The following is a 24,101-nucleotide window of genomic DNA, read 5'->3' as shown; positions in this document are numbered from 1 at the left end:
GTACACCCAGTACGAGGGCTTGCACCCGGCACGCCGAGAGCACGCACCGGACGCCGCTCCTTGACGGGCAAACGTTGCCTGCCGCGGCACTAGCCTAGGGGGTGCTTCGAAAGTCCCGCACAGCACCCACGGCACCCGGACTTTCGAAACACCCCCTGGACGTCACACCGGCCGGGCACCATCGGGTGCCCGGCCGGAGCCGCCTCCCGGCCTTCGCCGCCGACCGGTTGTCAGTGGTGCCCCCTACGGTTTGTGCATCGGACGAACCGTAGAGGGGGAGCGGTGGCGGCGGTCGAGGTGGGTGGGGCGGCGTGCGCGCCCGCGTGGCGCGGGGGCTTCGGACGGCTGTGGAGCGCCGCCGTGCTGTCCAGCTTCGGCGACGCGCTGCGGACGGCCGCGCTGCCCCTGCTGGCCGTCACCCTGACCGACGATCCGCTCCTCATCGCCTCCGTCACGGCCTGCGGTTATCTGCCCTGGATCGTCTTCGGCCTGCTCGGCGGGGCCGTCGCCGACCGCGTGGACCAGCGGCGGGCCATGTGGATGGTGGACGCCCTGCGCGGGCTGCTGGTCGCCGCCTTCGCGCTGGCCGTCGCGCTCGGACACGCCTCGATCGGCCTCCTCATCGTGCTGGCCGTCGCACTCACCACCCTCCAGACCTTGTTCGACAACGCTGCCACGGCACTGCTGCCCGCCCTGGTCGACCGGGAGGCGCTCGGCAGCGCCAACGCCCGGCTGATGACCGGTCAGCGCATCGCGGGCGGCCTCGTCGGCGGACCCGCCGTGCCGCTGCTGCTGGCAGCAGGGACGGCCGTGCCGTTCGCGGCCGACGCCGTGACCTTCCTCGTGGCCGCCGCACTGATCGCCGCCCTGCCGGCGGCCGGCCCCGACCCGACGCCGCGACCGGCGGGCAGCACACTGCGCCGGGAGATCGCGGAGGGCCTGCGCACCCTGTGGCGGGACCGCGTCCTGCGCGCCCTGTGCACCGCCACGGCCCTGTGCAACGTCGGCATGGGCACCCAGGTCGCCATGCTGGTCCTCCTCGTCACCGACTGGCTCCGGGCGGTCCCGGCCGGATACGCGGCGGCGGGCACCGCCTTCACCCTGGGCAGTCTGGCCGGGGGAGCGGTGAACGGCCGGGTGGTGGCGCGGCTCGGCCGGCTGCGGTCGGTGCTGCTCGCCGGCTCGGCGCAGACCGTGCTCCTCGTCGTCATGGGCACGGTGCGCAGCCTGGCCGTGCTGGTGGGCGCGCTGGCCGTGTTCGGGCTTCTGGGCATGGTGTGGAACGTCAACACGACGACGCTCATGCAGGAGCGCAGCCCGGCCGGGTTGCTGGGCCGGGTCAGCTCGGCCTTCCGGACCCTGGCCTTCGCCGGGGTGCCCCTCGGCGCCCTGCTCGGCGGAGCCGTCGCCGCCGCCTGGGGGCCGAACACCCCGCCGCTGCTCACGGCCGCCTTCTTCGTCCTCGCCGTGGTCGCGCTGATACCCGTGCGCAAGGCGAACGTATCTGTTGCCGAGCCGGTGGACGGCGCCGCGACAGCCGATGTCACGGGCCGCTCCATTAGGTTGGGACCGGCAGCGGGGCAAGGTATGCAGGCAGCACAGGAAAGAAGGCTGAAGTCCGAGATGAACGCAGACGGCCGCACCAGGCTCAACCAGACGTCCGAGTGGGCGGCACTGGCCAAGCACCGCGAGGAACTGGGCGAAGTCGGGTTGCGCGAGCTGTTCGCCGCCGACTCCGGCCGCGGCACCGCGTACACCCTCCGGGTCGGCGACCTGTACGTCGACTACTCCAAGCACCTCGTCACCGACGACACGCTGCGGCTGCTGCGCGAACTGGCCGCCGCCACCGACGTCTTCGGCCTCCGGGACGCCATGTTCCGCGGCGAGAAGATCAACACCACCGAGAACCGGGCCGTGCTGCACACCGCGCTGCGCGCCCCGCGGGACGCCGTCATCGAGGTCGACGGCGAGAACGTGGTGCCGGATGTGCACGCCGTCCTCGACAAGATGGCGGACTTCGCGAACCGGGTGCGCTCGGGCGAGTGGACCGGGCACACCGGCAAGCGGATCCGGAACATCGTCAACGTCGGCATCGGCGGTTCCGACCTCGGGCCGGCGATGGCGTACGACGTGCTGCGCGCCTTCACCGACCGCTCGCTGACGGTGCGTTTCGTGTCCAACGTGGACGGCGCCGACCTGCACGAGGCCATCCGGGACCTGGACCCGGCGCAGACGCTGTTCGTCATCGCCTCCAAGACGTTCACCACCATCGAGACGGTCACCAACGCCACCTCGGCCCGCTCCTGGCTGCTGGACGCGCTCGGTGACGACGCCGCCGTCGCCCAGCACTTCGTCGCGCTGTCGACGAACGCCGAGAAGGTCGCCGACTTCGGCATCGACACGGCCAACATGTTCGAGTTCTGGGACTGGGTCGGCGGCCGCTACTCGTACGACTCCGCGATCGGCCTGGCCCTGATGATCGCCATCGGCCCGGACCGCTTCCGCGAGATGCTCGACGGGTTCCGGATCGTCGACGAGCACTTCCGCACCGCGCCCGCCGAATCCAACGTGCCGTTGCTGCTGGGCCTGCTGGGCATCTGGTACGGCAACTTCCACGACGCCCAGTCGCACGCGGTGCTGCCCTACAGCCACTACCTCTCGAAGTTCACCGCCTACCTCCAGCAGCTCGACATGGAGTCCAACGGCAAGTACGTCGGACGGGACGGGCGGGAGGTGCAGTGGCAGACCGGCCCGGTCGTGTGGGGCACGCCGGGCACCAACGGGCAGCACGCCTATTACCAGCTCATCCACCAGGGCACCAAGCTCATCCCGGCCGACTTCATCGGCTTCGCGCGGCCGGTCGGCGAGCTGAGCGAGCAACTGAAGGCGCAGCACGACCTGCTGATGGCCAACTTCTTCGCCCAGACGCAGGCGCTCGCCTTCGGCAAGACCCCGGACGAGGTGCGGGCCGAGGGTGTGCCGGAGGAACTGGTGCCGCACAAGACGTTCCCGGGCAACCACCCGACGACCACGATCCTCGCGCCCGAGCTGACGCCGTCCGTCCTCGGCCAGTTGGTCGCCCTCTACGAGCACAAGGTGTTCGTGCAGGGCGCGGTGTGGAACATCGACTCCTTCGACCAGTGGGGCGTGGAGCTGGGCAAGGTCCTCGCCAAGCGCGTCGAGCCCGCGCTGACCGAGGGCGCGGAGGTCGAGGGCCTGGACGCCTCCACCGAGGCCCTGGTCGCCGCGTACCGGGAGCTGCGCGGACGGCGGTGACCATCGCGGACGGAAAGCGGGCGGCCACGCGCCGTCCGCTTCCCGTGGAAATCCCGGTCGATCATCACGGCGAGTGCTCGGGGGAGCGCGAAGTGGCACGCACACGCGGACGTTGGACCGGCGGCGCACTGACGGCCCGGTCGCTCCTCAAACCCCGGGACGTGGCGCGGGCGGTGTTCCACCCCGCGTGGATACCGCAGCCGCTCGATCCGTCGGTGGAGCGGCTCAAGCGATTCCGGGTCATCGCCGGAGCGGTCGCGTCCCTCGGCGTCTACACCTTCATCGAGGGCGGGTTCGACGTCACGGAGCTGCTGGAGAACGCGATGACGGCCTCCGTCGTCCTGCTCCTCCTCACACCGCTGACGGTCGGGGTGATGCTGTGGGTCTGGCGGCGCGGCGGCCCCGTGCGGCAACTGCGGGTGCCCCTGGTCGATTGCTTCCTGCTGCTTCTGCTGTTCGTCGGCTGCGTGGGCGCCCTGCTGGCGCTGGTGCAGACCGTGAACGGGTCGGCGAACCTCGCCGTGATCATCGGCGTCGGCCTGACGATGCGCACCCGTACGCCCCGCACCCGCACCCGCCGTACACCCCGTGGCACCCCTACGGCGGCTGACCCGCGCGAGGTCAGGCCACGGCGCTCAGCGTGTCCGCGAGCCGTCGCCGTGCCGCCCGCGCGGCGGGCACGGCGGCCAGGGCCGCCGCGCAGAGCACCGCTGCCGTGCCGAGCAGCAGCATGAGCACGGCGGACGGGCCCTGGGCGATCCCGGCGCCGATGCCGCTGGAACGTCCCTGGGCGTCGATCAGCCAGCGGGCGAGCGGCAGCCCCAGGGCCGTGGCGGCGAGGACGGCCGCCAGCGCGGTGAGGCCGGTGGCCGTGACCGTGATCGCCGTGATCTGCCGGGGGGACAGGCCGATCGCCTTCAGGGCCAGCAGGTCCCGTTCGCTCTCGCGGACGGTGCCGCCGATCGCGGTCAGCAGCTCGATGAGCCCGATGAGGGCGAGCACGGCGATCAGTCCGGCCACGACCGCCCGGAGCGGCGAGAGCCCGTCCGCCGGGTTGGTCACCGTGTGCACGTCGAGGTGGCCGCGCCCGGCCGCGGCGAGCCGGTCGGCGACCTCCCGCGGGTCGGCGCCGGGATCCAGGCGGAGCTCGTAGAGGGTCGGCCCGAGTCCGGGGTCGTTCGCGCGGAGCGTGTCCAGGGACGTGGAGATGACCCGGCCGGCGTTCTCCGGCTCGATGCTGCGGCCCACGATGTGCAGGATCTGCGGCTGGTCCCCGACGGTCATCCGGACCCAGTCGCCGACCCGTACGTCCAGCAGGTCGAGCAGTCCCTGCCCGGCCACGGCCTCGTCGGCGCCGCGGGCGGGGCGGCCCTCGGCGAGGGTGTACGGATAGGGGTCCCGGTCGGTGCCGAGGCCACGCAGAGCGATGGTCGCCGTCTGGCCGGGCACCAGGGCGGCCGTCTCGACGCCCGGGTAGGCGGCGGCCACCTCCGGGTCGCGTTCCAGCAGCGTAAGGGTCTGCTCCTCGCTGTGGCCGGTGTCGGCACGGACGCTGAGCGTGGTGGGCAGGCCGATCCGCTCGGGCTCGCCGCGGAAGCGGTCGAGGGTGGTCCAGGCGCTCATCGCCACCACGATCAGCAGCAGCGGCAGCGCCAGCCGGGCGACGGTGGCCAGGGACCGGGTGCGGCGGGTGAACGCCTTGTGCCAGCCCAGCACCAGCGCGGGCGGGACGCGCACGCCCAGGGCCCGGCGCGCCACGCCGGACAGCCGCCCGCCGGAGGTCGCGGCCGGCCTCGGCACCGGCACCGGCGGCACGCGCCCGGCCCGCCAGGCGGCCAGCCCGGTGGTCGCGCCGATGAACAGCACCGCGCCCGCGGGGACCACGAGCAGCGCCACGGTGTGTCCGGGCAGCCCCTGCCACACCCCCACCGCGTCCCCGAGCCGCCCCGGGATCCGGCTGCCCAGGGCCCCGGCGAGACCGGCGGCGGCCACGGCGCCCAGCAGGGCGTACGCGAGGTGCTGGAGCAGGAAGATCCGGACGACCTGGCCCGGGGTGAAGCCGATGGCCTTCAGGACGGAGAGGTCCCTCAGATGGCCGCGGATACGGGTGCCGATCGCCCCGTGCACGGCGAGCCCGGCCGCGACCAGCGCACCCAGCCCGAACAGGCCCAGCACCTGACCGAGCAGCCGGTTGTCGCCCTGCGCCTCGGCGCGAGCCTGCTGCCAGGTGGAGACCTCGCCGATCGCCCCGGATCCCAGCACGGTCACGGCACGCTGGACGAGGTAGGAGGTGTCGCCCGGGTCCGTCAGCCGCAGCCCGATCACCTGGCCGCCGGGGTCCGGCACGGCCGCCGGCAGCGCCCAGACCAGGCCCGGCTGCTCACCGGGCCGGTAGCGCGGCTCGGCGCTGTCGGCGAGGCCCACGACGGTCAGCTCCCGGGCGGTGCCGGGCACGGTGAGGGTGTCGCCGGGCTCGGCCAGCAGGGTGCGGGCGAGGCGGCTCTCCAGCACCACGCCGTGCGGGGCCGAGGCGTCCAGCCAGTGGCCGGAGACGATCGGGGGCCGGCCGACGGAGGGCCGCTCGGGGGTGGCGCGCAGTTCGACGGCGGCGCGGCTGCCGCGTGAGGAGACGGTGGTGGAGGCGGTGGGGTAGGGACCGGCGACGGAGTCGACACCGTCCAGCGCGGCCAGTTTCCCCGTGTCGGCCGCCGCGTCGGTGTGCAGCCACACATGCGCGCCGTGCGACTGCGTGAAGACGCGCTGCCAGGGGTTGGTCGCGTAGCCGAACAGGGCCGTGGCCAACAGCAGGGCGGCGACGATGCCCGCGGTGGCGAGAACGAGGAACAGCGCCTCGCCGCGGTGCGTGCGCAGATCGGAGTGGGCCCAGCGCAGGGCGGCTCGCATACGGGTCAGCCCTTCCGGGGAACGTCGTGCACCCGCATGTCAGTCCTTCAGCTCCAGCACTCCGGATATCCCGGCGCGGCGCGGCGCGGTGGCGGTGCCGTCGAGTTCCGCGTCGTCGGCGATCCGGCCGTCGAAGAAGCTGATCACCCGGTCTGCGGCGCTCGCCAGCCGGGCGTCATGCGTGACCAGCACGATCGTCTGGCCGCGCTGGTGGAAGCGGGTCAGCAGCCGCATCACCTCGCGGGTGCCCTTGCTGTCGAGGCTGCCCGCGGGCTCGTCCGCCAGCAGCAGCGGTGGGTGGTTGACCAGGGCCCGGGCCAGGGCGACGCGCTGCTGCTCACCACCGGACAGCTCGCCCGGCATGCCGCGCTCCTTGCCCGTCAGGCCCAGCTCGGCCAGCAGTGCCTCCCGCTCGGCGCGCGCCTGCTTCGGCGCGGTCCCGGCGAGCAGGGCGGGCAGCTCCACGTTGTCCGCGACGGACAGGTTCGAGACGAGGTTGAAGAACTGGAAGACGATCCCGATCCGCTTCCTGCGCTCGACCGCCCAGCGCGCCTCGCTGTAGGTGTCGGTGGACTCTCCGTCGAGCCAGATGTGGCCCGCGTCCGGCCGCTGGAGTCCGCCCAGCAGATGCAGCAGCGTCGACTTGCCGGCGCCGGACGGGCCGGTGATCGCCACGAACTCACCGGACCGGACACACAGGTCGACCCCGCGCACGGCGTGGGCGGGCGCGCCCTCGCCGTGGTGGGTCTTCACCAGCCCCTCGGCGCGCAGCACGGGAGCGGGACGGTCGTCACTCACTCCAGCTCCTCCAGCTCTTCCTGGCACCGTTCCAGCCAGTCGAGGTCGGCCTGCAGGTGCAGCATCGCGCCCTCGATCAGCAGGTGCGCGATCCGGTTGTCGCGGTCTTCGGCGGCGGCCAGCCTCGACAGCTGCCGCATGGTGTTCAGGTACTGGCGCCGCTGCTGGTTGATCAGGGTGATCTGCTCGGCGAGGCCGGTCTGCGGAGCGAGCGCCAGTTTCATGAAGAACTCGTCCCGTACCCGCGGCTCGTCCTCGGGCGCCTCGAACCAGGCGCGCAGTGCCTCCCGCCCGGCCTCGGTGAGGTGGTAGACCTTCTTGTTGGGCCGGCTGGACTGTGTCACGTCCTCGCCCTCGATCAGTCCCGACTTCTCGAGGCGGCCGAGGGTCACATAGATCTGGCCGACGTTCGGCTGAGGGTACGCGGAGCCCAGCAGTTGCTCAAGGTCCTGCTTGAGCTCGTAGCCGTGGGCGGGTCCGCGGGCGAGGAGGGCCAGGAGGGGCAGGCGCACGCGTGCAGTCCTCCTGTCTGGTCCAATGTGCTCCAGGCCCTAGTATCGCCCATACCTAACAGGTATACATGGCCTCGGATTCCGGGCAAGGGTGCCCAGCGCCGGTGTACAGGGAGGAACCTATGCGGTGGATCCATGCCGCGGGTAGGGGCCTTCTCGTTCTCGTCGTGGTCCTGACCGGGTACGTCGCCGCCGGAGCGCAGGCGGGCGAGCCCTCCGAGGGCGCCCGCGGGCCGCTCACCCTGGCCACCGCCGGAGACCTGACCGGGTACCTCGGCCCCCTGCTGGAGGGCTGGAACCGTACGCATCCCGGTGAGGAGGTCGCTCTCGTCGAACTGCCGGACTCGGCCGACGAGACGCAGGCCCAGATGGTCACCGATCTGCGCGACGGCGACCGCAGCCGGTTCGACGTGCTCAACATCGACGTCAACTGGACGCCGGAGTTCGCCGCGGCGGGCTGGATCCGGCCCCTGCCCCGGGACCGCTTCCCGCTGAAGACGTTCCTCCAGCCGGTCGTGGACACGGCGACCTACGACGGGCAGCTCTACGCCGTCCCGTACGTCACCAACGCCGGCCTGCTCCTGTACCGCAAGGACGTCCTTGCGAAGGAGGGCCTCGAGCCGCCGCGCACCTGGGCGGAGCTGGAGCGGTATGCGAAGACCATCGCGCCGAAGTACGGCCTCGACGGCTACGCCGGGCAGTTCCTGCCCTATGAGGGGCTGACCGTGAACGCGGCCGAGGCGGTCTACTCGGCGGGCGGCTCGATCCTCGGTGACGAGGGGGAGCGCGTCACCGTCGACTCGGCGGCGGCCCGCAGGGGCATCGGATTCCTGGCGCGCGGGGTGCGTGAGGGCTGGATCCCGAGGGAAGCGCTGACGTACAAGGAGGAGGAGTCCAAGCAGGCCTTCCAGGACGGACGTCTGCTCTTCCTGCGGAACTGGCCGTACGCCTACGTCGGCGCCTCCGCCCCCGGCTCCAAGGTCGCCGGGAAGATCGGCGCCGTGCCCCTGCCCGGGCCCGACGGGCCGGGGACGAGCGTCCTGGGCGGCTCCAACCTGGCCGTGAGCGCGCACACGCGGCACCCCGACTCGGCGGCCCGCCTGATCGCGTACCTCACCAGTGAGCGCGTCCAGCGCCAGGTCCTCACCCGCGGCGCGCTGCCGCCCGTACGGGCCGATCTCTACCAGGACCCCGAGCTCATCCGCAGGTTCCCCTACCTGCCGACCCTGCGCACGAGCGTCCTCGCGGCCGAGCCGCGCCCCAAGAGCCCGCGCTACGGCCAGGTCAGTCTGGTCGTCCAGGCGGTCGTGCACGACGCGATGGCGGGGCACCAGACGCCCGCGGCGGCGGTGCGGCGGCTGGCGCGGGAGCTCGCGCTCGTCTCGCGCCGGTAGCGCGAACGCGCTCGGCGGCTGGAGCAGCGGCGGTCTACCTAGTTACGTGTTAGGTAACGCAGGGATCTCACCTTGCTTCATTGTGACCGATAAGTCCTGGTTAGACCCCTCAACCTGTCGGTAGCTTCTGCCTTTTCATTGACACCCTCTCGACACGCCTACTTAACATGCATGCATAACCGCTGCCCTCCTCAGAGACAGGTCGATGGGTTGAACAGGCACCACTGGTGGCGTGACGCAGTGATCTATCAGGTCTACGTCCGCAGCTTCCTCGACAGCACCGGCGACGGCGTCGGCGACCTCGCCGGCGTCCGGGCCGGACTGCCGTACCTGAAGAAGCTCGGCGTCGACGGGATCTGGCTGAGCCCCTTCTACCCCTCGCCCCAGCACGACCACGGCTACGACGTGGCCGACTACTGCGACGTCGACCCGCTCTTCGGCGACCTCGGCGAGTTCGACCAACTGGTGGGGGCCGCGCGACGGCTCGGCGTCAAGGTGCTGCTCGACATCGTCCCGAACCACTGCTCCAGCGAGCACCCCTGGTTCCGTGAGGCGCTCACCTCGGCGCCCGGCAGCCCGGCCCGCGCCCGCTTCCACTTCGCCGACGGCCGCGGCCCGGACGGCGCCGAGCCGCCCAACAACTGGCACGCCATGTTCGGCGGCCCCGCCTGGAGCCGGGTGACGGAGCCCGACGGCCGGCCCGGGCAGTGGTACCTGCACATGTTCACGCCCGAGCAGCCCGACTGGAACTGGCGCAACCCCGAGATCACCGCGGAGTTCGACCGGATCCTGCGCTTCTGGCTGGACCGGGGCGTCGACGGCTTCCGCATCGACGTCGCCGCCGGCCTCTTCAAACACCCGGAGCTGCCCGACTCCGACGACCCGGAGGCCGACGCCCGCACCCGCGACTCGGTCAACCCGCTCGCCTGGAACCAGCCCGAGGTCCACGACGTCTGGCGCCGCTGGCGCTCCCTGTGCGAGGAGTACACCGAGCGCGACGGCCGCGACCGCCTCCTCGTCGGCGAGGTCTCCGTCCCCACCGCCCGCGAGCACGCGCGGTACGTCCGCCCCGACGAACTGCACCAGGCCTTCTTCTTCGACCTGCTCAGCGCCCCCTGGAACCCGGACGCCTTCCGGAAGGTCATCTCCGAGGCCATGCAGGACATCGCCGGCACCGGCTCGACGGTCACCTGGGTCCTCAACAACCACGACCAGGTCCGCACCGTCACCCGCTACGGCGAGCCGGCCACGGACGGCAGCGGCCTCGGGGCCGCCCGGGCCCGCGCCGCCGCGCTGCTGCTGCTGGCGCTGCCCGGCGCCGCGTACATCTACCAGGGCGAGGAGTTGGGCCTGCCGGAGGTCGTGGACCTGCCCGACGACGTCCTCACCGACCCGATCTTCCGCCGCACCGGCAGCCGGGCCCGCATCCGCGACGGCTGCCGGGTTCCGCTGCCCTGGTCGGGCCAGGCCTCGCCGTTCGGCTTCACCCCCGGTGCGGAGAGCGCCAAGCCGTGGCTGCCGCAGCCCGAGTACTTCGCCGAGTACGCCACCGACCGCGCCCTCGCCGACACCCGCTCCTTCTGGCACCTGTACCGCGACGGTCTGCAACTGCGCTCCGCCCTGCCCCAGTTGGGCGAAGGCACCCTGCGCTGGCTGGACACCCCGCCCGGCGTCCTGGCCTTCGAACGCGGCGACCTGGTGTGCGCCGTCAACTTCGGCACCGCCCCCACCCCCGCGCCGGTCCCCGGCTCCCCCCTGCTCGCCAGCGGCCCCTGCCCGCCCGGAGTGCTCTCCGGGTCGACGGCCGCCTGGTGGATCCGTTCCTGAACGCACCGCAAGCGAACGCCTCACAAGGCAACTCCCCGAAGGGACATCAACGATGATGCGACGACGTACCACCCTGCTCACCGGCTGCACCGCCCTCGTCCTGGCGCTCGGCGCGACCGCCTGCGGCGGCGGACCCGTCTCGGCCGGCGGCGGCGACAAGGCGCTCGACGGCCAGTCGATCACCGTGGCCGGCGTCTGGTCCGGCACCGAGCAGAAGAACTTCCAGAAGGTGCTGGACGCCTTCACCGAGAAGACCGGCGCCAAGACGCAGTTCACGTCCACCGGTGACAACGTCTCCACCGTCGTCGGCAGCAAGATCGAGGGCGGCAACGCCCCCGACGTCGTGATGGTTCCGCAGGTCGGCGTGCTCAAGCAGTTCGCGCAGAACGGCTGGCTCAAGCCGCTGTCGAAGAAGACCGAGCAGGCCGTCGACGCCGGGTACGCCCCCGTGTGGAAGAAGTACGGCAGCGTCGACGGCACCCTGTACGGCCTGTACTTCAAGGCCGCCCACAAGTCGACCGTCTGGTACAGCCCCGACGCCCTGGAGCAGGCCGGGGTCGAGCCCCCGAAGAGCTATGACGAGATGCTGAAGGCCGGGCAGACGGTGTCCGACTCCGGCCTCGCCGCGTTCTCCGTCGCCGGTCAGGACGGCTGGACCCTCACCGACTGGTTCGAGAACGTCTACCTCTCCCAGGCCGGGCCCGAGAAGTACGACGCCCTCGCCGCCCACAAGCTGAAGTGGACCGACGCGTCCGTCGTCGACGCCCTCACCACCCTCGGCAAGCTCTTCAAGGACAAGCAGCTCATCGCGGGCGGCCAGAAGGGCGCCCTGAACACCGACTTCCCCGGCTCGGTGGAGAAGGTGTTCGGCCCCCGGCCCGAAGCCGGCATGGTCTACGAGGGCGACTTCGTCGCCGGTGTCGCCAAGGACCAGTTCGGCAAGAAGATCGGCCCGGACGCGAACTTCTTCCCGTTCCCGGCGGTCGGCGGCGGCGAAGCACCGGTCGTCAGCGGCGGCGACGCCGCCGTCGTCCTCAAGGACGGCAAGAACCAGAAGGCCGCCCAAGCCCTCCTGGAGTACCTGGCGACCCCCGAGGCCTCGGCCGTCTGGGCCGAGGCGGGCGGCTTCCTCTCCCCGAACAAGAAGCTCGACCTCGCTTCCTACGGTGACGACGTCACCCGCGCCACCGCCAAGTCCCTCGTGGACGCCGGGGATTCGGTCCGCTTCGACATGTCCGACCAGGCCCCGGCCGCGTTCGGCGGCACCAAGGGCACCGGCGAGTGGAAGCTGCTGCAGGACTTCCTGCGCGACCCGTCCGACCCGAAGGGCACCGCGGCGAAGCTGGAGGCCGCGGCGGCCAAGGCGTACCGGGACTGATACGCCATGACAGCCACCCTCGTGAAAGAGACGGGCCCTCCACCGCCCGGGCCGGTCGCCGACCCCAACCGGCGGCTGCGCCGGCGCGGGAAGATCATCGCCCTGCTGTTCACACTGCCCGCGCTGCTGCTGCTCGGCGCGCTCGTCGTCTACCCCGTGCTGTTCAGCATCGGCCGCAGCTTCTTCGACGCCTCCGGGACGCGCTTCGTCGGCGGCGACAACTACGCCGAGATGTTCCACGACCCGGCGACCCTCAAGGCCGTCCGCAACACGGCCGTCTGGGTCGTCGTCGCCCCGGCCCTGCTCACCGGACTCGGACTGATCCTCGCCGTGCTGGTGGAGAAGGTCCGCTGGGCCACGGCCTTCAAACTGCTCCTCTTCATGCCGATGGCGGTCTCCTTCCTCGCCGCCGGCATCATCTTCCGGCTCGCCTACGACGAGGACCCCGACAAGGGCGTGCTCAACGCCGCGGTGGTCTCCGTCCACGACGCCTTCGAACCGGAGTCCTCGTACCCGACGGCCCGGGCGCGTGACGGCCAGGGCCTGACCAAGGACGAGGACGGTTCGTACCGCACGAGCGCGAGCGCGTCCCCCGGGGACGCGGTGACGCTGGGTCTGGTCGGCGTACAGCCCGCCGACCTGCCCGGCGGTGCCCGGCCCGCCTTCGCGGCGGCGGAGCGGAAGGCCGGCCCCGACGAACTGCGCGGGGTCGTCTACCTGGACTTCGTGCCCGGCGGGGGAGGGGAGCAGGGCAGGGTCGACCGGGGGGAGAAGGGACTGCCGGAGATGCGGGTCGAGGCGGTCCGCGACGGTGAGGCGATCGCCACGACCACCACGGCCGCCGACGGTTCCTTCCGCTTCGAGGGGCTCGCATCGGGTTCCTACCAGGTGCGACTGCCGTCGTCGAACTTCGCCCAGCCCTACGAGGGCGTCTCCTGGCTCGGACCGGCGCTGGTCACCCCGGCGATCATCGGCGCGTACCTGTGGATCTGGACCGGCTTCGCCATGGTGCTGATCGGCGCGGGACTGTCGACGCTGCCGCGGGACGCCCTGGAGGCGGCGCGGATGGACGGCGCCAACGAGTGGCAGATCTTCCGGCGGATCACGGTGCCGCTGCTGGCCCCCGTCCTGTCGGTCGTGTTCATCACCCTCGTCATCAACGTGATGAAGGTCTTCGACCTCGTCTACATCATCGCCCCCGGGCCCGTGCAGGAGGACGCGACCGTGCTCGCGACGCAGATGTGGCTGGTGTCGTTCGGCGGCGGCAACAACCAGGGACTCGGCAGCGCCCTCGGCGTGCTGCTCCTGCTGCTGGTCGTCCCGGCCATGGTGTTCAACGTCCGCCGTTTCCGAAGGGGGCAGCGATGAACGCGGTCCGGCGCGGGCTGGGCAGCGGGGTCGTCCAGGCCTTCCTCGTCCTGGTGGGCCTGGTGTGGATGACACCGCTGGCCGGGCTGTTCCTGTCCTCGCTGCGATCCTCCGAGGACACGGCGAAGGGCGGCTGGTGGACGGTGTTCTCCAGCCCCGGGCAGCTGTCCCTCGACAACTACTCCTCACTGCTGGGGAACGCCGGGATCACCCAGGCGTTCTGGAACACGGTGCTGATATCGGTGCCGACGACGGCGCTGGTCGTGGTGGTCGCGGCCCTCGCGGGGTACGCCTTCGCGTGGCTGGACTTCCCCGGACGGGAGGCGATCTTCCTGGTCGTGGTCGCGCTGCTGGTGGTGCCGGTGCAGATCGGTCTGCTGCCGGTCGCCAAACTCTTCGGACAGCTGGGCCTGTTCGGCACGATCCCCGGCGTCGTGCTCTTCCACGTGGCCTACGGTCTTCCCTTCGCGGTGTTCCTGCTGCGGAACTACTTCGCCGAGATGCCGAAGGAGATGCTGGAGGCGGCCCGGATGGACGGCGGCACCGAGTGGCGCATCTTCACGCGGCTCGTCCTGCCCGTGGGACGGCCCGCGATCGCCTCCCTGGCCATCTTCCAGTTCCTGTGGGTGTGGAACGACATGCTGGTGGCACTGCTGTTCGCGGACAGCTCCTCACAGCCGCTGACCGTGGCACTCCAGTCGCAGATCCGCCAGTTCGGCAGCAACATCGATGTCCTGGCACCCGGGGCGTTCGTGTCCCTGGTCGTCCCGGTGGTCGTGTTCTTCGCGTTCCAGCGGCATTTCGTGCAGGGCGTGATGGCGGGGTCGGTGAAGTAGCGCATACGTTTCGGGCCCCCGCTTCACTGCGAAGCGGGGGCCCGAAGGCGTTCACGCCGACGCTGGTGGATACAGCGAACGCGGCAGTCGGGAAGCCGCCGCCCCGTCCAGCAGCCACAGGGTCCGGCTCCTGCCGTACGCCCCCGCCGCCGGGGCCTGGATCTCGCCCGCGCCCGACAGGGCGATCGCCGCCGCCTGGGCCTTGTCCTCGCCCGCGGCGAGCAGCCACACCTCACGGGCCGCACGGATCGCCGGCAGGGTCAGCGTCACCCGGGTCGGCGGCGGCTTGGGCGCGCCGTGGACGCCGACCACCGTGCGGTCGGTCTCCCTGACCGCCGGCAGCTCCGGGAACAGCGACGCGACGTGCGTGTCCGGGCCCACGCCCAGCATCAGCACGTCGAAGGTGGGCACGGGCCCGTGGTTCTCCGGGCCCGCAGCCGCTGCCAGCTCCTGCGCGTACGCGGCAGCCGCCGCGTCCACGTCGGTGCCGTCAGGACCGTCCGACGCGGGCATCGCGTGCACCCGCTTCGGGTCGAGCGGCACCGAGTCGAGGAGAACCTCCCTCGCCTGGGTGACGTTGCGGTCCGGGTCTCCCTCGGGCAGGTACCGCTCGTCACCCCACCAGAGGTCGAGCCGGCTCCAGTCGATCGCGTCCCGGGCGGGCGCCGCGGCCAGGGCCGCCAGCAGGCCGTTGCCGTTGCGGCCGCCCGTCAGGACCACGGACGCCGAACCCCGGGAGGCCTGCGCGTCCACGATCCTGGTGATCAGCCGGGCCGCCGCGGCCTGCGCCATCAGCTCCTTGTCGCGGTGCACGACCAGCTGCGGTGCCGTACTCACTTCGCCTCCGCCTTCCGGACCGGCTCCAGCGCGGGCGGTTCCCGCCTCACCGGTGCCTGCGCCGTCGCTTCCGCAGCGGGTGCTTTCGCAGCAGTTTCGACGGGAGCGGGGAGGGCGAGTCCTGCTCGCCCCTCACTTTTGGGCACCGGACCCGAGGACTTCAGCCGGTCCACCCCGTAGCGCAGGGCGGACGCGTACGTGTCGTCCGGGTCCAGCCGCCGCAGCTCCTCCGCCATCAGCTCGGCGGTCTCCCGGCGCTTGAGCGCCACCGCCCGGTCCGGCTGGCCCTCGATGGAGAGCGTCGCCAGGGAGCCGTCGGCACGGTCCAGCTTGATGGGGCCGCAGTCGGTGTCCATCCGGACCGCCGTCAGACCGGGCCCGCCGGACAGCGAGCGCTTCACGGGGACGTCCAGCCGGTCCGCGAGCCACATCGCCAGCAGCTCACAGCTCGGGTTGAACTCCTCGCCCTCCACCTCGACGGCCCGGACCTCGCAAACCACCTGGTCCAGGGCCGCCGCCAGCATGGAGCGCCAGGGCGTGATGCGGGTCCAGGACAGGTCCGTGTCGCCCGGAGTGTAGGTCCCGGACCGGGTGGCCAGGTCCCGTACCGGCTGCTCGGAGGAGTACGTGTCGGTGACGCGGCGCTGCGCGAGGGCCCCCAGGGGGTCCTTCGCCGGGTCGAGCGGCGCGTTCACCGGCCACCACACCACCACCGGGGCGTCCGGCAGCAGCAGCGGCAGCACCACCGACTGGGCGTGGTCGACGACCTCGCCGTACAGCCGGAGCACCACCGTCTCGCCGGAACCCGCGTCGGCCCCGACCCGGACCTCCGCGTCGAGACGGGACTGCGTACGGTCGCGGGGCGAACGGGAGACGCGCCTGATGACCACGAGCGTGCGGGCGGGATGCTCGTGCGAGGCGTCGTTCGCGGCCTTCAGCGCGTCGTAGGCGTTCTCCTCGTCCGTCACGATGACCAGCGTGAGCACCATGCCGACCGCCGGGGTGCCGATCGCCCGGCGGCCCTGCACCAGCGCCTTGTTGACCTTGCTGGCCGTGGTGTCCGTGAGGTCTATCTTCATGGCCGACGCCAGCTCCGTCCGTGTCGCTCGAGCATTTCGTCCGCCTCGACGGGGCCCCAGGTACCGGCCTGGTACTGGGCGGGCCTGCCGTTCTGGTCCCAGTACTCCTCGATCGGGTCGAGGATCTTCCAGGACAGCTCGACCTCCTCGGTGCGCGGGAAGAGGTTCGAGTCACCGAGCAGGACGTCCAGGATGAGACGCTCGTACGCCTCCGGGCTGGACTCCGTGAAGGACTCGCCGTAGGCGAAGTCCATCGACACGTCCCGGATCTCCATCGACGTGCCCGGCACCTTCGAGCCGAAGCGGACCGTCACGCCCTCGTCCGGCTGGACGCGGATGACGATCGCGTTGGAACCCAGCTCCTCGGTGGCCGTCGAGTCGAAGGGGGAGTGCGGGGCCCGCTGGAAGACGACCGCGATCTCCGTCACCCGGCGGCCGAGCCGCTTGCCGGTGCGCAGATAGAACGGGACGCCCGCCCAGCGGCGGTTGTCGATCTCCAGCTTGATCGCGGCGTACGTGTCGGTCTTGGACGAGGCGTTGATGCCGTCCTCGTCGAGGTAGCCGATCACCTTCGCGCCGCCCTGCCAGCCGGCCGCGTACTGGCCGCGCACGGTGTCCCGGCCCATGTCCTTCGGCAGCTTCACGGCGCCGAGGACCTTGGTCTTCTCGGCGGCCAGCGCGTCCGCGTCGAAGGAGGCCGGCTCCTCCATGGCGGTCAGCGCCAGGAGCTGGAGCAGGTGGTTCTGGATGACGTCACGGGCCGCGCCGATGCCGTCGTAGTAACCGGCCCGGCCACCGATGCCGATGTCCTCCGCCATGGTGATCTGCACGTGGTCCACGAGGGACCGGTTCCAGATCGGCTCGAACATCGTGTTGGCGAAGCGCAGCGCCAGGATGTTCTGGACGGTCTCCTTGCCCAGGTAGTGGTCGATGCGGAAGACCTGGTCCGGGGCGAAGACCTCGTGGACGACCTTGTTGAGCTCCTCGGCCGACTTCAGGTCGTGCCCGAACGGCTTCTCGATGACCGCGCGCCGCCAGGAACCGCCCGTCTGGTCGGCCAGCTGGTGCTTCTTCAGTTGCTGGATGACCACCGGGAAGGACTTCGGCGGCACCGACAGGTAGAAGGCGAAGTTGCCACCGGTGCCCTGGGCCTTGTCCAGCTCGTCGATCGTGGAGCGCAGCCGCTCGAACGCGTCGTCGTCGTCGAAGGTGCCCTGCACGAAGCGCATCCCCTGGATGAGCTGCTGCCAGACCTCCTCGCGGAAGGGAGTGCGGGCGTGCTCCTTGACCGCGTCGTGGACCTCCTGGGCGAAGTCCTCGTGCGCCCACTCGCGGCGGGCGAAGCCCACCAGCGAGAAGCCCGGCGGCAGCAGACCCCGGTTGGCGAGGTCGTACACGGCGGGCATCAGCTTCTTCCGGGACAGGTCGCCCGTGACGCCGAAGATGACCAGGCCCGACGGCCCCGCGATACGCGGGAGCCGTCGGTCCGCGGGGTCACGCAGCGGGTTGCTGCTCGACACCTGTTCAGCCCTCCGAGGGGGCGAGGCGCTGAAGCTCGGCCTCGGTCGACTTCAGCAGGTCGGTCCAGGACGCCTCGAACTTCTCGACGCCCTCCTCCTCCAGCAGCCGCACCACGTCGTCGTACTTGATCCCGAGCTTCTCGACCGCGTCGAGGTCGGCGCGGGCCTGCTCGTAGGTGCCGGCGACGGTGTCGCCGGTGATCTCGCCGTGGTCCTCGGTGGCGAACAGGGTCGCCTCGGGCATGGTGTTGACCGTGTTCGGAGCGACCAGCTCGGTGACGTACATGGTGTCGCTGTACGCCTTGTCCTTCACGCCGGTCGACGCCCACAGCGGACGCTGCTTGTTCGCGCCCGCCTTCTCCAGCGCGTTCCAGCGGTCCGAGGAGAAGACCTCCTCGTACGCCTGGTAGGCCAGACGGGCGTTGGCCACGGCGGCCTTGCCGCGCAGCGCCTTGGCCTCGTCGGTGCCCAGCGCGTCGATCCGCTTGTCGATCTCGGTGTCCACGCGGGACACGAAGAACGACGCCACGGAGTGGATCTGCGACAGGTCCAGGCCGCGCTCCTTGGCCTTCTCCAGGCCGGTCAGGAACGCGTCCATGACCAGGCGGTAGCGCTCCAGCGAGAAGATCAGCGTGACGTTGACGCTGATGCCCAGACCGATGGTCTCGGCGATGGCCGGGATGCCCGCCTCGGTCGCCGGGATCTTGATGAGTGTGTTGGGGCGGTCCACCAGCCAGGCGAGCTGCTTGGCCTCGGCGACCGTCGCCCGCGTGTTGTGCGCCAGACGGGGGTCGACCTCGATCGAGACCCGGCCGTCCTTGCCGCCGGTGGCGTCGAAGACGGGGCGCAGCACGTCGGCGGCGTCACGGACGTCCGCCGTCGTGATCATGCGGATGGCCTCTTCGACCGTGACCTTGCGGGCGGCGAGGTCGGTCAGCTGCGTGTCGTAGCCGTCTCCCTGCGAGATCGCCTTCTGGAAGATCGACGGGTTGGTGGTGACGCCCACGACGTGCTGCTGGTCGATCAGCTCGGCGAGGTTGCCGGACGTGATCCGCTTGCGCGACAGGTCGTCCAGCCAGATCGCCACGCCTTCCTCGGAGAGGCGCTTGAGTGCGTCTGTCATGGAAATTCCATCTCCTACGTGTCGTGTATGAGCGTCAGCGCTGGGCTGCGGCGATCGATTCCCGCGCGGCGGCGGCCACGTTCTCGGCGGTGAAGCCGAACTCGCGGAAAAGCACCTTGCCGTCGGCCGAAGCACCGAAGTGCTCCAGGGAAACGATGCGGCCGGCGTCCCCCACGTACTTGTGCCACGTGAGACCGATACCGGCCTCCACCGCGACACGGGCCCGGACGGACGGCGGCAGGACGCTGTCCCGGTACCCCTGGTCCTGCTGCTCGAACCACTCGACCGACGGCATGGACACCACGCGGGTGGGCACGCCGGCGCCCTGGAGCTGCTCGCGCGCCTCGACGGCGACGTGCACCTCCGAGCCGGTGGCGATCAGGATCACGTCGGGCTCGCCGCCGTCGGCCTCGAACAGGACGTAACCGCCCTTGGCCGCGTCGTCGTCGGGCTCGTACGTCGGTACACCCTGCCGGGTCAGCGCCAGACCGTGCGGCTGGCCCTTGCCGAACTCCTTCGTCCAGCGCCGAAGGATCTCGCGCCAGGCGATCGCGGTCTCGTTGGCGTCGGCGGGGCGCACCACGTTCAGACCCGGGATCGCGCGCAGCGCGGCCAGGTGCTCGACGGGCTGGTGCGTCGGGCCGTCCTCGCCCAGACCGATCGAGTCGTGCGTCCACACGTACGTCACCGGCAGGTGCATCAGCGCCGACAACCGCACCGCGTTGCGCATGTAGTCGGAGAACACCAGGAACGTGCCGCCGTAGATCCGGGTGTTGCCGTGCAGCGCGATGCCGTTCATCTCCGCGGCCATCGCGTGCTCGCGGATACCGAAGTGGATCGTGCGCCCGTACGGGTCCGCCGCCGGCAGCGGGTTGTCCGCCGGGAGGAAGGAGCTGGTCTTGTCGATCGTGGTGTTGTTGGAGCCGGCCAGGTCGGCCGAGCCGCCCCACAGCTCGGGGATGACCCCGCCGAGTGCCTGGAGGACCTTGCCGGAGGCGGCACGGGTGGCCACGCCCTTGCCGACCTCGAAGACCGGGATCTTCTCCTCCCAGCCCTTGGGCAGCTCGCCCTTGGCGACGCGGTCGTACTCGGCCGCGCGCTCGGGGTTGTTGTCCCGCCACTGCTGGTAGGCCTTCTCCCACACCGCGCGGGCCGCCTGGCCCCGCTCCAGCGCCTTGCGGGTGTGCGTGATGACCTCGTCGGAGACCTCGAAGGACTGCTCCGGGTCGAAGCCCAGCACCCGCTTGGTGGCCGCGACCTCGTCGTCGCCGAGCGCCGAGCCGTGCGCGGCCTCGGTGTTCTGCGCGTTCGGGGCCGGCCAGGCGATGATCGAGCGCATCGCGATGAACGACGGCCGGTCCGTGACGGCCTTGGCCTGCTGGACCGCCTCGAAGATCGCGGCCGGGTCCAGGTCGCCGTCGGCCTTCGGCTCCACGCGCTGCACGTGCCAGCCGTAGGCCTCGTACCGCTTGGCGGTGTCCTCGGAGACGGCCGTCTCCGTGTCGCCCTCGATCGAGATGTGGTTGTCGTCCCACAGCAGGATCAGGTTGCCCAGCTTCTGGTGGCCCGCCAGCGACGAGGCCTCGGCGGAGATGCCCTCCTGGAGGCAGCCGTCACCGGCGATGCAGTAGATGAAGTGGTCGAACGGGGACTCGCCCTCGGCGGCCTCCGGGTCGAACAGGCCGCGCTCGTAGCGGGCGGCCATCGCCATGCCCACCGCGTTGGCGACGCCCTGGCCGAGCGGGCCGGTCGTCGTCTCCACACCGGTCGTGTGCCCGTACTCCGGGTGGCCGGGGGTCTTCGAGCCCCAGGTGCGGAAGGACTTCAGATCGTCCAGCTCCAGGCCGAAGCCGGCCAGGTACAGCTGGGTGTAGAGGGTCAGGGACGAGTGGCCGGCGGACAGCACGAAGCGGTCCCGCCCGACCCAGTCGGCGTCCGCCGGGTCGTGCCGCATCACCTTCTGGAAGAGGGTGTAGGCGGCAGGCGCCAGGCTCATCGCCGTACCCGGATGGCCGTTACCGACCTTCTGTACGGCGTCGGCGGCCAGGACACGCGCGGTGTCGACGGCCCGCTGGTCCAACTCGGTCCACTCGAGGTCTGTGGTGGTCGGCTTGGTGCTCACCCTGGGTCAGGGCTCCTCTCCACATGTCGGATGCCGGTGTATCGGGGCGCCCACCGGCCGCAGCCGAGCCTACCCCCGTGGGACGTGCGTTTTTTCGAGTCACTCCAGAGTGCCGGGGCTGATCCCGGTCCGCCTCCTGCCTGGGCCGTACCGCATTCGACAGGTGAATACGGAGCCGCTCATCCGGGTGCTCAATCGAGCTTCGGCGCGCCCGTCGGAAGGTGCCCGCCAACACGAGCGGACCCCCGCGAATGTCCGACTCTGGGCAACGTCTAAAGTGGCGTGGTACGCGCGAGCCTTTACCGGGACTTCACACGGGGTGGGGCTTGCTGGGATGTCTCTGTAGGGGTGTGCGTGACGGCCGTTGAATCCCGTCCAGCGGGTGGGGGCACCACCCATGCCCTTAAGGCTATGGGGGAGCTAGGGGCGGACCAGAGCCCGGCCCACCGGCCGTTCGGGGCCCGTGTCAAGGCGTTCGTGGCTCTCACCAAGCCGCGGATCATCGAGCTGCTGCTGATCACCACGGTGCCGGTGATGTTCCTGGCGCAGCAGGGCGTGCCCGACCTGACGCTGGTGCTGCTGACGTGCCTCGGCGGCTACATGTCCGCGGGCGGCGCCAACGCGCTCAACATGTACATCGACCGGGACATCGACGCGCTCATGGACCGCACCTCGCAGCGCCCGCTGGTCACCGGCATGGTCAGCCCGCGCGAGTGCCTGGTCTTCGGCATCACGCTGGCCGTCGCCTCGACGCTGCTGTTCGGTCTCACCGTGAACTGGCTGAGCGCCTGGCTCGCCCTCGGCGCGCTCCTCTTCTACGTCGTCGTCTACACGATGATCCTCAAGCGCCGTACCTCGCAGAACATCGTGTGGGGCGGCATCGCGGGCTGCCTGCCGGTGCTGATCGGCTGGTCCTCGGTCACGAACTCGATGTCGTGGGCGCCGGTCATCCTCTTCCTCGTCATGTTCTTCTGGACGCCGCCGCACTACTGGCCGCTGTCCATGAAGGTCAAGGAGGACTACGCGCGCGTGGGTGTGCCGATGCTGCCGGTGGTCGCCTCCAACAAGGTGGTCGCCCGGCAGATCGTGCTCTACAGCTGGGTCATGGTCGCCGTCTCGCTGCTGCTGACCCCGCTCGGCTACACCGGCTGGTTCTACACGTCGGTGGCGCTGCTGGCGGGCGGCTTCTGGCTCTGGGAGGCGCACGGCCTGCAGAACCGTGCGAAGGCGGAGGTGACGGGCGCGAAGCTGAAGGAGATGCGCCTGTTCCACTGGTCGATCACGTACGTGTCGCTGCTGTTCGTGGCGGTCGCGGTCGACCCGTTCGTCCCCGCGCTGACGCACTGACGTAGGTCACAGCGCCCTGCGCTCGCCAGTCGTTCTACTCGTGAGTAGCATCCTGGCCATGGCAGACACACAGCAGGCAGACCCCAAGGCCGAGCGCAAGGTGGCCCGGCTGGCCAAGCAGATCTCCTCCTTCTCCCGGGCCCACGGCGGTGCCGAGGGCCAGGTCGCCTATCTCGGCGAGCGCGGCGCCCGCATCGTCCTGGTCGGCGAGGACGGCAACTGGGGCGACCTGGTCGCCCCCTCGTACGAGATCGCCGAGAAGGCCGTGGAGAAGTCGGGCATCACGGCCCACGAGTCCTTCGACGGCGAATTCGCGGCCAAGGTCAAGACGGGCCGCTACGAGTGGTCGCGCATGGCGGGGATCCAGGTCGGCGGCCCCGAGAACGACTGACCCTCTTGGGGCGCGGGGTTGTATCGATGTCGGCTCCGCCGCGTGGGCGCGAGCAACCACATCCCGCCCGCGCCCGCCGAACAAGCCCGTCCACACCCCCGGGACCGCGACCTCAAACCCGGTTCACCCGTTAGGACCCTTGAGAGCAACAGGGTCCACACCGGGAGGCCCGGATGATCGAAACGCCGTCACTGGTGGACCAGTACTGCCACGGAGTGCTGCGCACGGAGCTGGGCCTCGGCACCTTCGAGGCCCACCTCGGCAGCAGCGAGGGCCCACCCGCCCCCGGCACCACGCTCTTCGACACCCAGACCGGCTTCGCCGTCCGGCGCTGGTGCCCACCCCTGCTCGGTCTGGAACCGCACTGCACGCCCGCCCGCTATCTGGCCCGGCGCCGGGAACTGGGCTTCCTGGAGTCCGGCCGCCGGCTCCTGCGCGGCAGCGGCATCACCACGTACCTGGTCGACACGGGGCTTCCCGGCGACCTGACGCAACCGGGCGAGCTGGCCTCCGCGGGAGCCGCCGAGGCCCGCGAGATCGTGCGCCTGGAACTCCTCGCCGAGCAGGTCGCCGACACCTCCGGCACCGTCGAGTCCTTCCTCGCCAACCTCGCCGAGTCGGTGCACGCGGCCGCCGCAGACGCCGTCGCCTTCACGTCGGTCGCGGGCGTACGGCACGGCCTCGCGCTCGCACCGGAGCCGCCCGGCCCGGGGGAGGTGCGCGGGGCGGCCGGGCGCTGGCTCGCCGGGCGCGGCGTGGGCGGGGAGCTGAGCGACCCGGTACTGCTGCGGCATCTGCTGTGGAGCGCGGTCGCCTCGGGGCTGCCGCTCCAGCTGCACGCGGGGCTGGGCGCCCCCGGCCTGCGGATCGACCGAACGGACCCGGTGCTGCTGACGGACTTCGTGCGGGCCACGGCCGGCCTGGGCACGGACCTCGTCCTGCTGCACGGCTACCCGTACCACCGCCACGCCGCCCATCTCGCCGCCGTCTTCCCGCACGTCCACGTCGACTGCGGCGCCGCCCTGGTCCGCACGGGCGCCCGGGCGCCGACCGTGCTCGCGGAGACGCTGGAACTGGCCCCCTTCGGCAAGATCCTGTTCTCCACCGGCGCGCGGGGGCTGCCCGAACTGCACGTGGTGGGCGCCCGGCTGTTCGGCGAGGCCCTGGGGCGGGTGCTCGGAACCTGGGTCGCCGAGGGTGCGTGGTCCCTGGCCGACGCCCAGCGGGTGGCGGGCCTGCTGGCGTCGGGCAACGCGCGGCGGGTCTACGGGCTCGACCAGGCGGCCTTGCCGGACTAAGGGGTCCTTTCACTATGCCCGTCCGGGTCGCGCGGCCTGGTGCCGCACCTCGCCGCGTTGCCGAAACGCCCTAGTAGCTCCGCTACGAGGG

At 71.3% G+C, this 24,101-nt stretch carries 18 protein-coding genes and 1 pseudogene; 11 read left to right on the top strand and 8 right to left on the bottom strand.

The window, feature by feature from the left end:
* Positions 1 to 252: 252 nt before the first annotated feature.
* The 3 genes and pseudogenes from ABTX62_RS35705 to ABTX62_RS35695 all read left to right on the top strand — a co-directional run.
* Positions 253 to 1,518 (top strand): annotated as a pseudogene (locus tag ABTX62_RS35705) (MFS transporter); the annotation flags it as partial.
* Between the two features lie 105 nt (positions 1,519 to 1,623).
* Positions 1,624 to 3,276, top strand: coding sequence for a glucose-6-phosphate isomerase (pgi, locus tag ABTX62_RS35700; protein ID WP_352120079.1), 1,653 nt, complete (start codon positions 1,624 to 1,626; stop codon positions 3,274 to 3,276).
* 92 nt (positions 3,277 to 3,368) lie between these two features.
* A complete protein-coding gene (locus ABTX62_RS35695; protein ID WP_502998077.1) occupies positions 3,369 to 4,010 on the top strand; it encodes a hypothetical protein in 642 nt (213 codons plus the stop codon).
* On the opposite strand, the gene ABTX62_RS35690 is transcribed toward ABTX62_RS35695, so the two are convergent.
* The 3 genes from ABTX62_RS35690 to ABTX62_RS35680 are packed head-to-tail and all read right to left on the bottom strand — an operon-like array spanning position 3,898 to position 7,490.
* Positions 3,898 to 6,180 carry an ABC transporter permease gene (locus ABTX62_RS35690; RefSeq protein WP_352120078.1) on the bottom strand — a complete coding sequence of 761 codons (2,283 nt, stop codon included), beginning with the start codon at positions 6,178 to 6,180 and terminating at the stop codon, positions 3,898 to 3,900. The two genes, ABTX62_RS35695 and ABTX62_RS35690, sit on opposite strands and share 113 nt — an antisense overlap.
* Positions 6,181 to 6,219: 39 nt before the next feature.
* Entirely contained in the window at positions 6,220 to 6,978 is a 759-nt protein-coding gene (locus tag ABTX62_RS35685) for an ABC transporter ATP-binding protein (RefSeq protein ID WP_352120077.1), read from the bottom strand.
* On the bottom strand, positions 6,975 to 7,490 hold the full coding sequence (locus tag ABTX62_RS35680) for a PadR family transcriptional regulator (protein ID WP_283972024.1): 516 nt from the start codon (positions 7,488 to 7,490) through the stop codon (positions 6,975 to 6,977). The genes ABTX62_RS35685 and ABTX62_RS35680 overlap by 4 nt, the downstream gene beginning before the upstream one ends.
* Before the next feature lie 122 nt (positions 7,491 to 7,612).
* Between ABTX62_RS35680 and ABTX62_RS35675 the strand changes: the two genes are divergently transcribed.
* From ABTX62_RS35675 to ABTX62_RS35655, 5 genes are all read left to right on the top strand, one after another.
* Positions 7,613 to 8,884, top strand: a complete 1,272-nt coding sequence (locus ABTX62_RS35675) for an ABC transporter substrate-binding protein (protein ID WP_352120076.1) — start codon at positions 7,613 to 7,615, stop codon at positions 8,882 to 8,884.
* Positions 8,885 to 9,055: 171 nt separating this feature from the next.
* Positions 9,056 to 10,711 carry a glycoside hydrolase family 13 protein gene (locus ABTX62_RS35670; RefSeq protein ID WP_352120075.1) on the top strand — a complete coding sequence of 552 codons (1,656 nt, stop codon included), beginning with the start codon at positions 9,056 to 9,058 and terminating at the stop codon, positions 10,709 to 10,711.
* A gap of 52 nt (positions 10,712 to 10,763) precedes the next feature.
* Complete coding sequence (locus ABTX62_RS35665) at positions 10,764 to 12,089, top strand: ABC transporter substrate-binding protein (protein WP_352120074.1); 1,326 nt, start codon at positions 10,764 to 10,766, stop codon at positions 12,087 to 12,089.
* A 6-nt stretch (positions 12,090 to 12,095) separates the two neighbouring features.
* Complete coding sequence (locus tag ABTX62_RS35660) at positions 12,096 to 13,457, top strand: carbohydrate ABC transporter permease (protein ID WP_352120073.1); 1,362 nt, start codon at positions 12,096 to 12,098, stop codon at positions 13,455 to 13,457.
* On the top strand, positions 13,454 to 14,293 hold the full coding sequence (locus tag ABTX62_RS35655) for a carbohydrate ABC transporter permease (RefSeq protein WP_352120072.1): 840 nt from the start codon (positions 13,454 to 13,456) through the stop codon (positions 14,291 to 14,293). Before ABTX62_RS35660 ends, ABTX62_RS35655 begins: the two co-directional genes overlap by 4 nt.
* A 51-nt stretch (positions 14,294 to 14,344) precedes the next feature.
* Here ABTX62_RS35655 and pgl read toward each other — a convergent pair whose 3' ends face one another.
* The 5 genes from pgl to tkt are packed head-to-tail and all read right to left on the bottom strand — an operon-like array spanning position 14,345 to position 20,974.
* A complete protein-coding gene (gene pgl, locus ABTX62_RS35650; protein ID WP_502998078.1) occupies positions 14,345 to 15,085 on the bottom strand; it encodes a 6-phosphogluconolactonase in 741 nt (246 codons plus the stop codon).
* A gap of 41 nt (positions 15,086 to 15,126) precedes the next feature.
* Positions 15,127 to 16,209, bottom strand: a complete 1,083-nt coding sequence (gene opcA / locus ABTX62_RS35645) for a glucose-6-phosphate dehydrogenase assembly protein OpcA (protein WP_352120070.1) — start codon at positions 16,207 to 16,209, stop codon at positions 15,127 to 15,129.
* Positions 16,206 to 17,729 carry a glucose-6-phosphate dehydrogenase gene (gene zwf, locus ABTX62_RS35640; RefSeq protein ID WP_352120069.1) on the bottom strand — a complete coding sequence of 508 codons (1,524 nt, stop codon included), beginning with the start codon at positions 17,727 to 17,729 and terminating at the stop codon, positions 16,206 to 16,208. Before zwf ends, opcA begins: the two co-directional genes overlap by 4 nt.
* Positions 17,730 to 17,733: 4 nt before the next feature.
* Positions 17,734 to 18,852, bottom strand: a complete 1,119-nt coding sequence (gene tal, locus ABTX62_RS35635; protein ID WP_352120068.1) for a transaldolase — start codon at positions 18,850 to 18,852, stop codon at positions 17,734 to 17,736.
* A gap of 34 nt (positions 18,853 to 18,886) precedes the next feature.
* Positions 18,887 to 20,974: a transketolase gene (gene tkt, locus ABTX62_RS35630; protein ID WP_352120067.1), complete on the bottom strand. Its 2,088-nt coding sequence runs from the start codon at positions 20,972 to 20,974 to the stop codon at positions 18,887 to 18,889.
* 348 nt (positions 20,975 to 21,322) lie between these two features.
* Here tkt and ABTX62_RS35625 point away from each other — a divergent pair, with 348 nt between their 5' ends.
* From ABTX62_RS35625 to ABTX62_RS35615, 3 genes are all read left to right on the top strand, one after another.
* Positions 21,323 to 22,321, top strand: coding sequence for a heme o synthase (locus ABTX62_RS35625; protein ID WP_352120066.1), 999 nt, complete (start codon positions 21,323 to 21,325; stop codon positions 22,319 to 22,321).
* A 58-nt stretch (positions 22,322 to 22,379) separates the two neighbouring features.
* The gene (locus ABTX62_RS35620) at positions 22,380 to 22,712 is read left to right on the top strand and encodes a hypothetical protein (protein ID WP_352120065.1); all 333 of its coding nucleotides are present in this window, start codon (positions 22,380 to 22,382) and stop codon (positions 22,710 to 22,712) included.
* 173 nt (positions 22,713 to 22,885) lie between these two features.
* On the top strand, positions 22,886 to 24,010 hold the full coding sequence (locus ABTX62_RS35615) for an amidohydrolase family protein (protein WP_352120064.1): 1,125 nt from the start codon (positions 22,886 to 22,888) through the stop codon (positions 24,008 to 24,010).
* Positions 24,011 to 24,101: the final 91 nt, after the last annotated feature.

Origin of the sequence: Streptomyces sp. NPDC096046, from assembly GCF_040303285.1 — a bacterium.
Lineage (GTDB): Bacteria > Actinomycetota > Actinomycetes > Streptomycetales > Streptomycetaceae > Streptomyces.
Note: the sequence above shows the minus strand (reverse complement) of the source record. Positions and strands in the feature narration are given on the sequence as shown.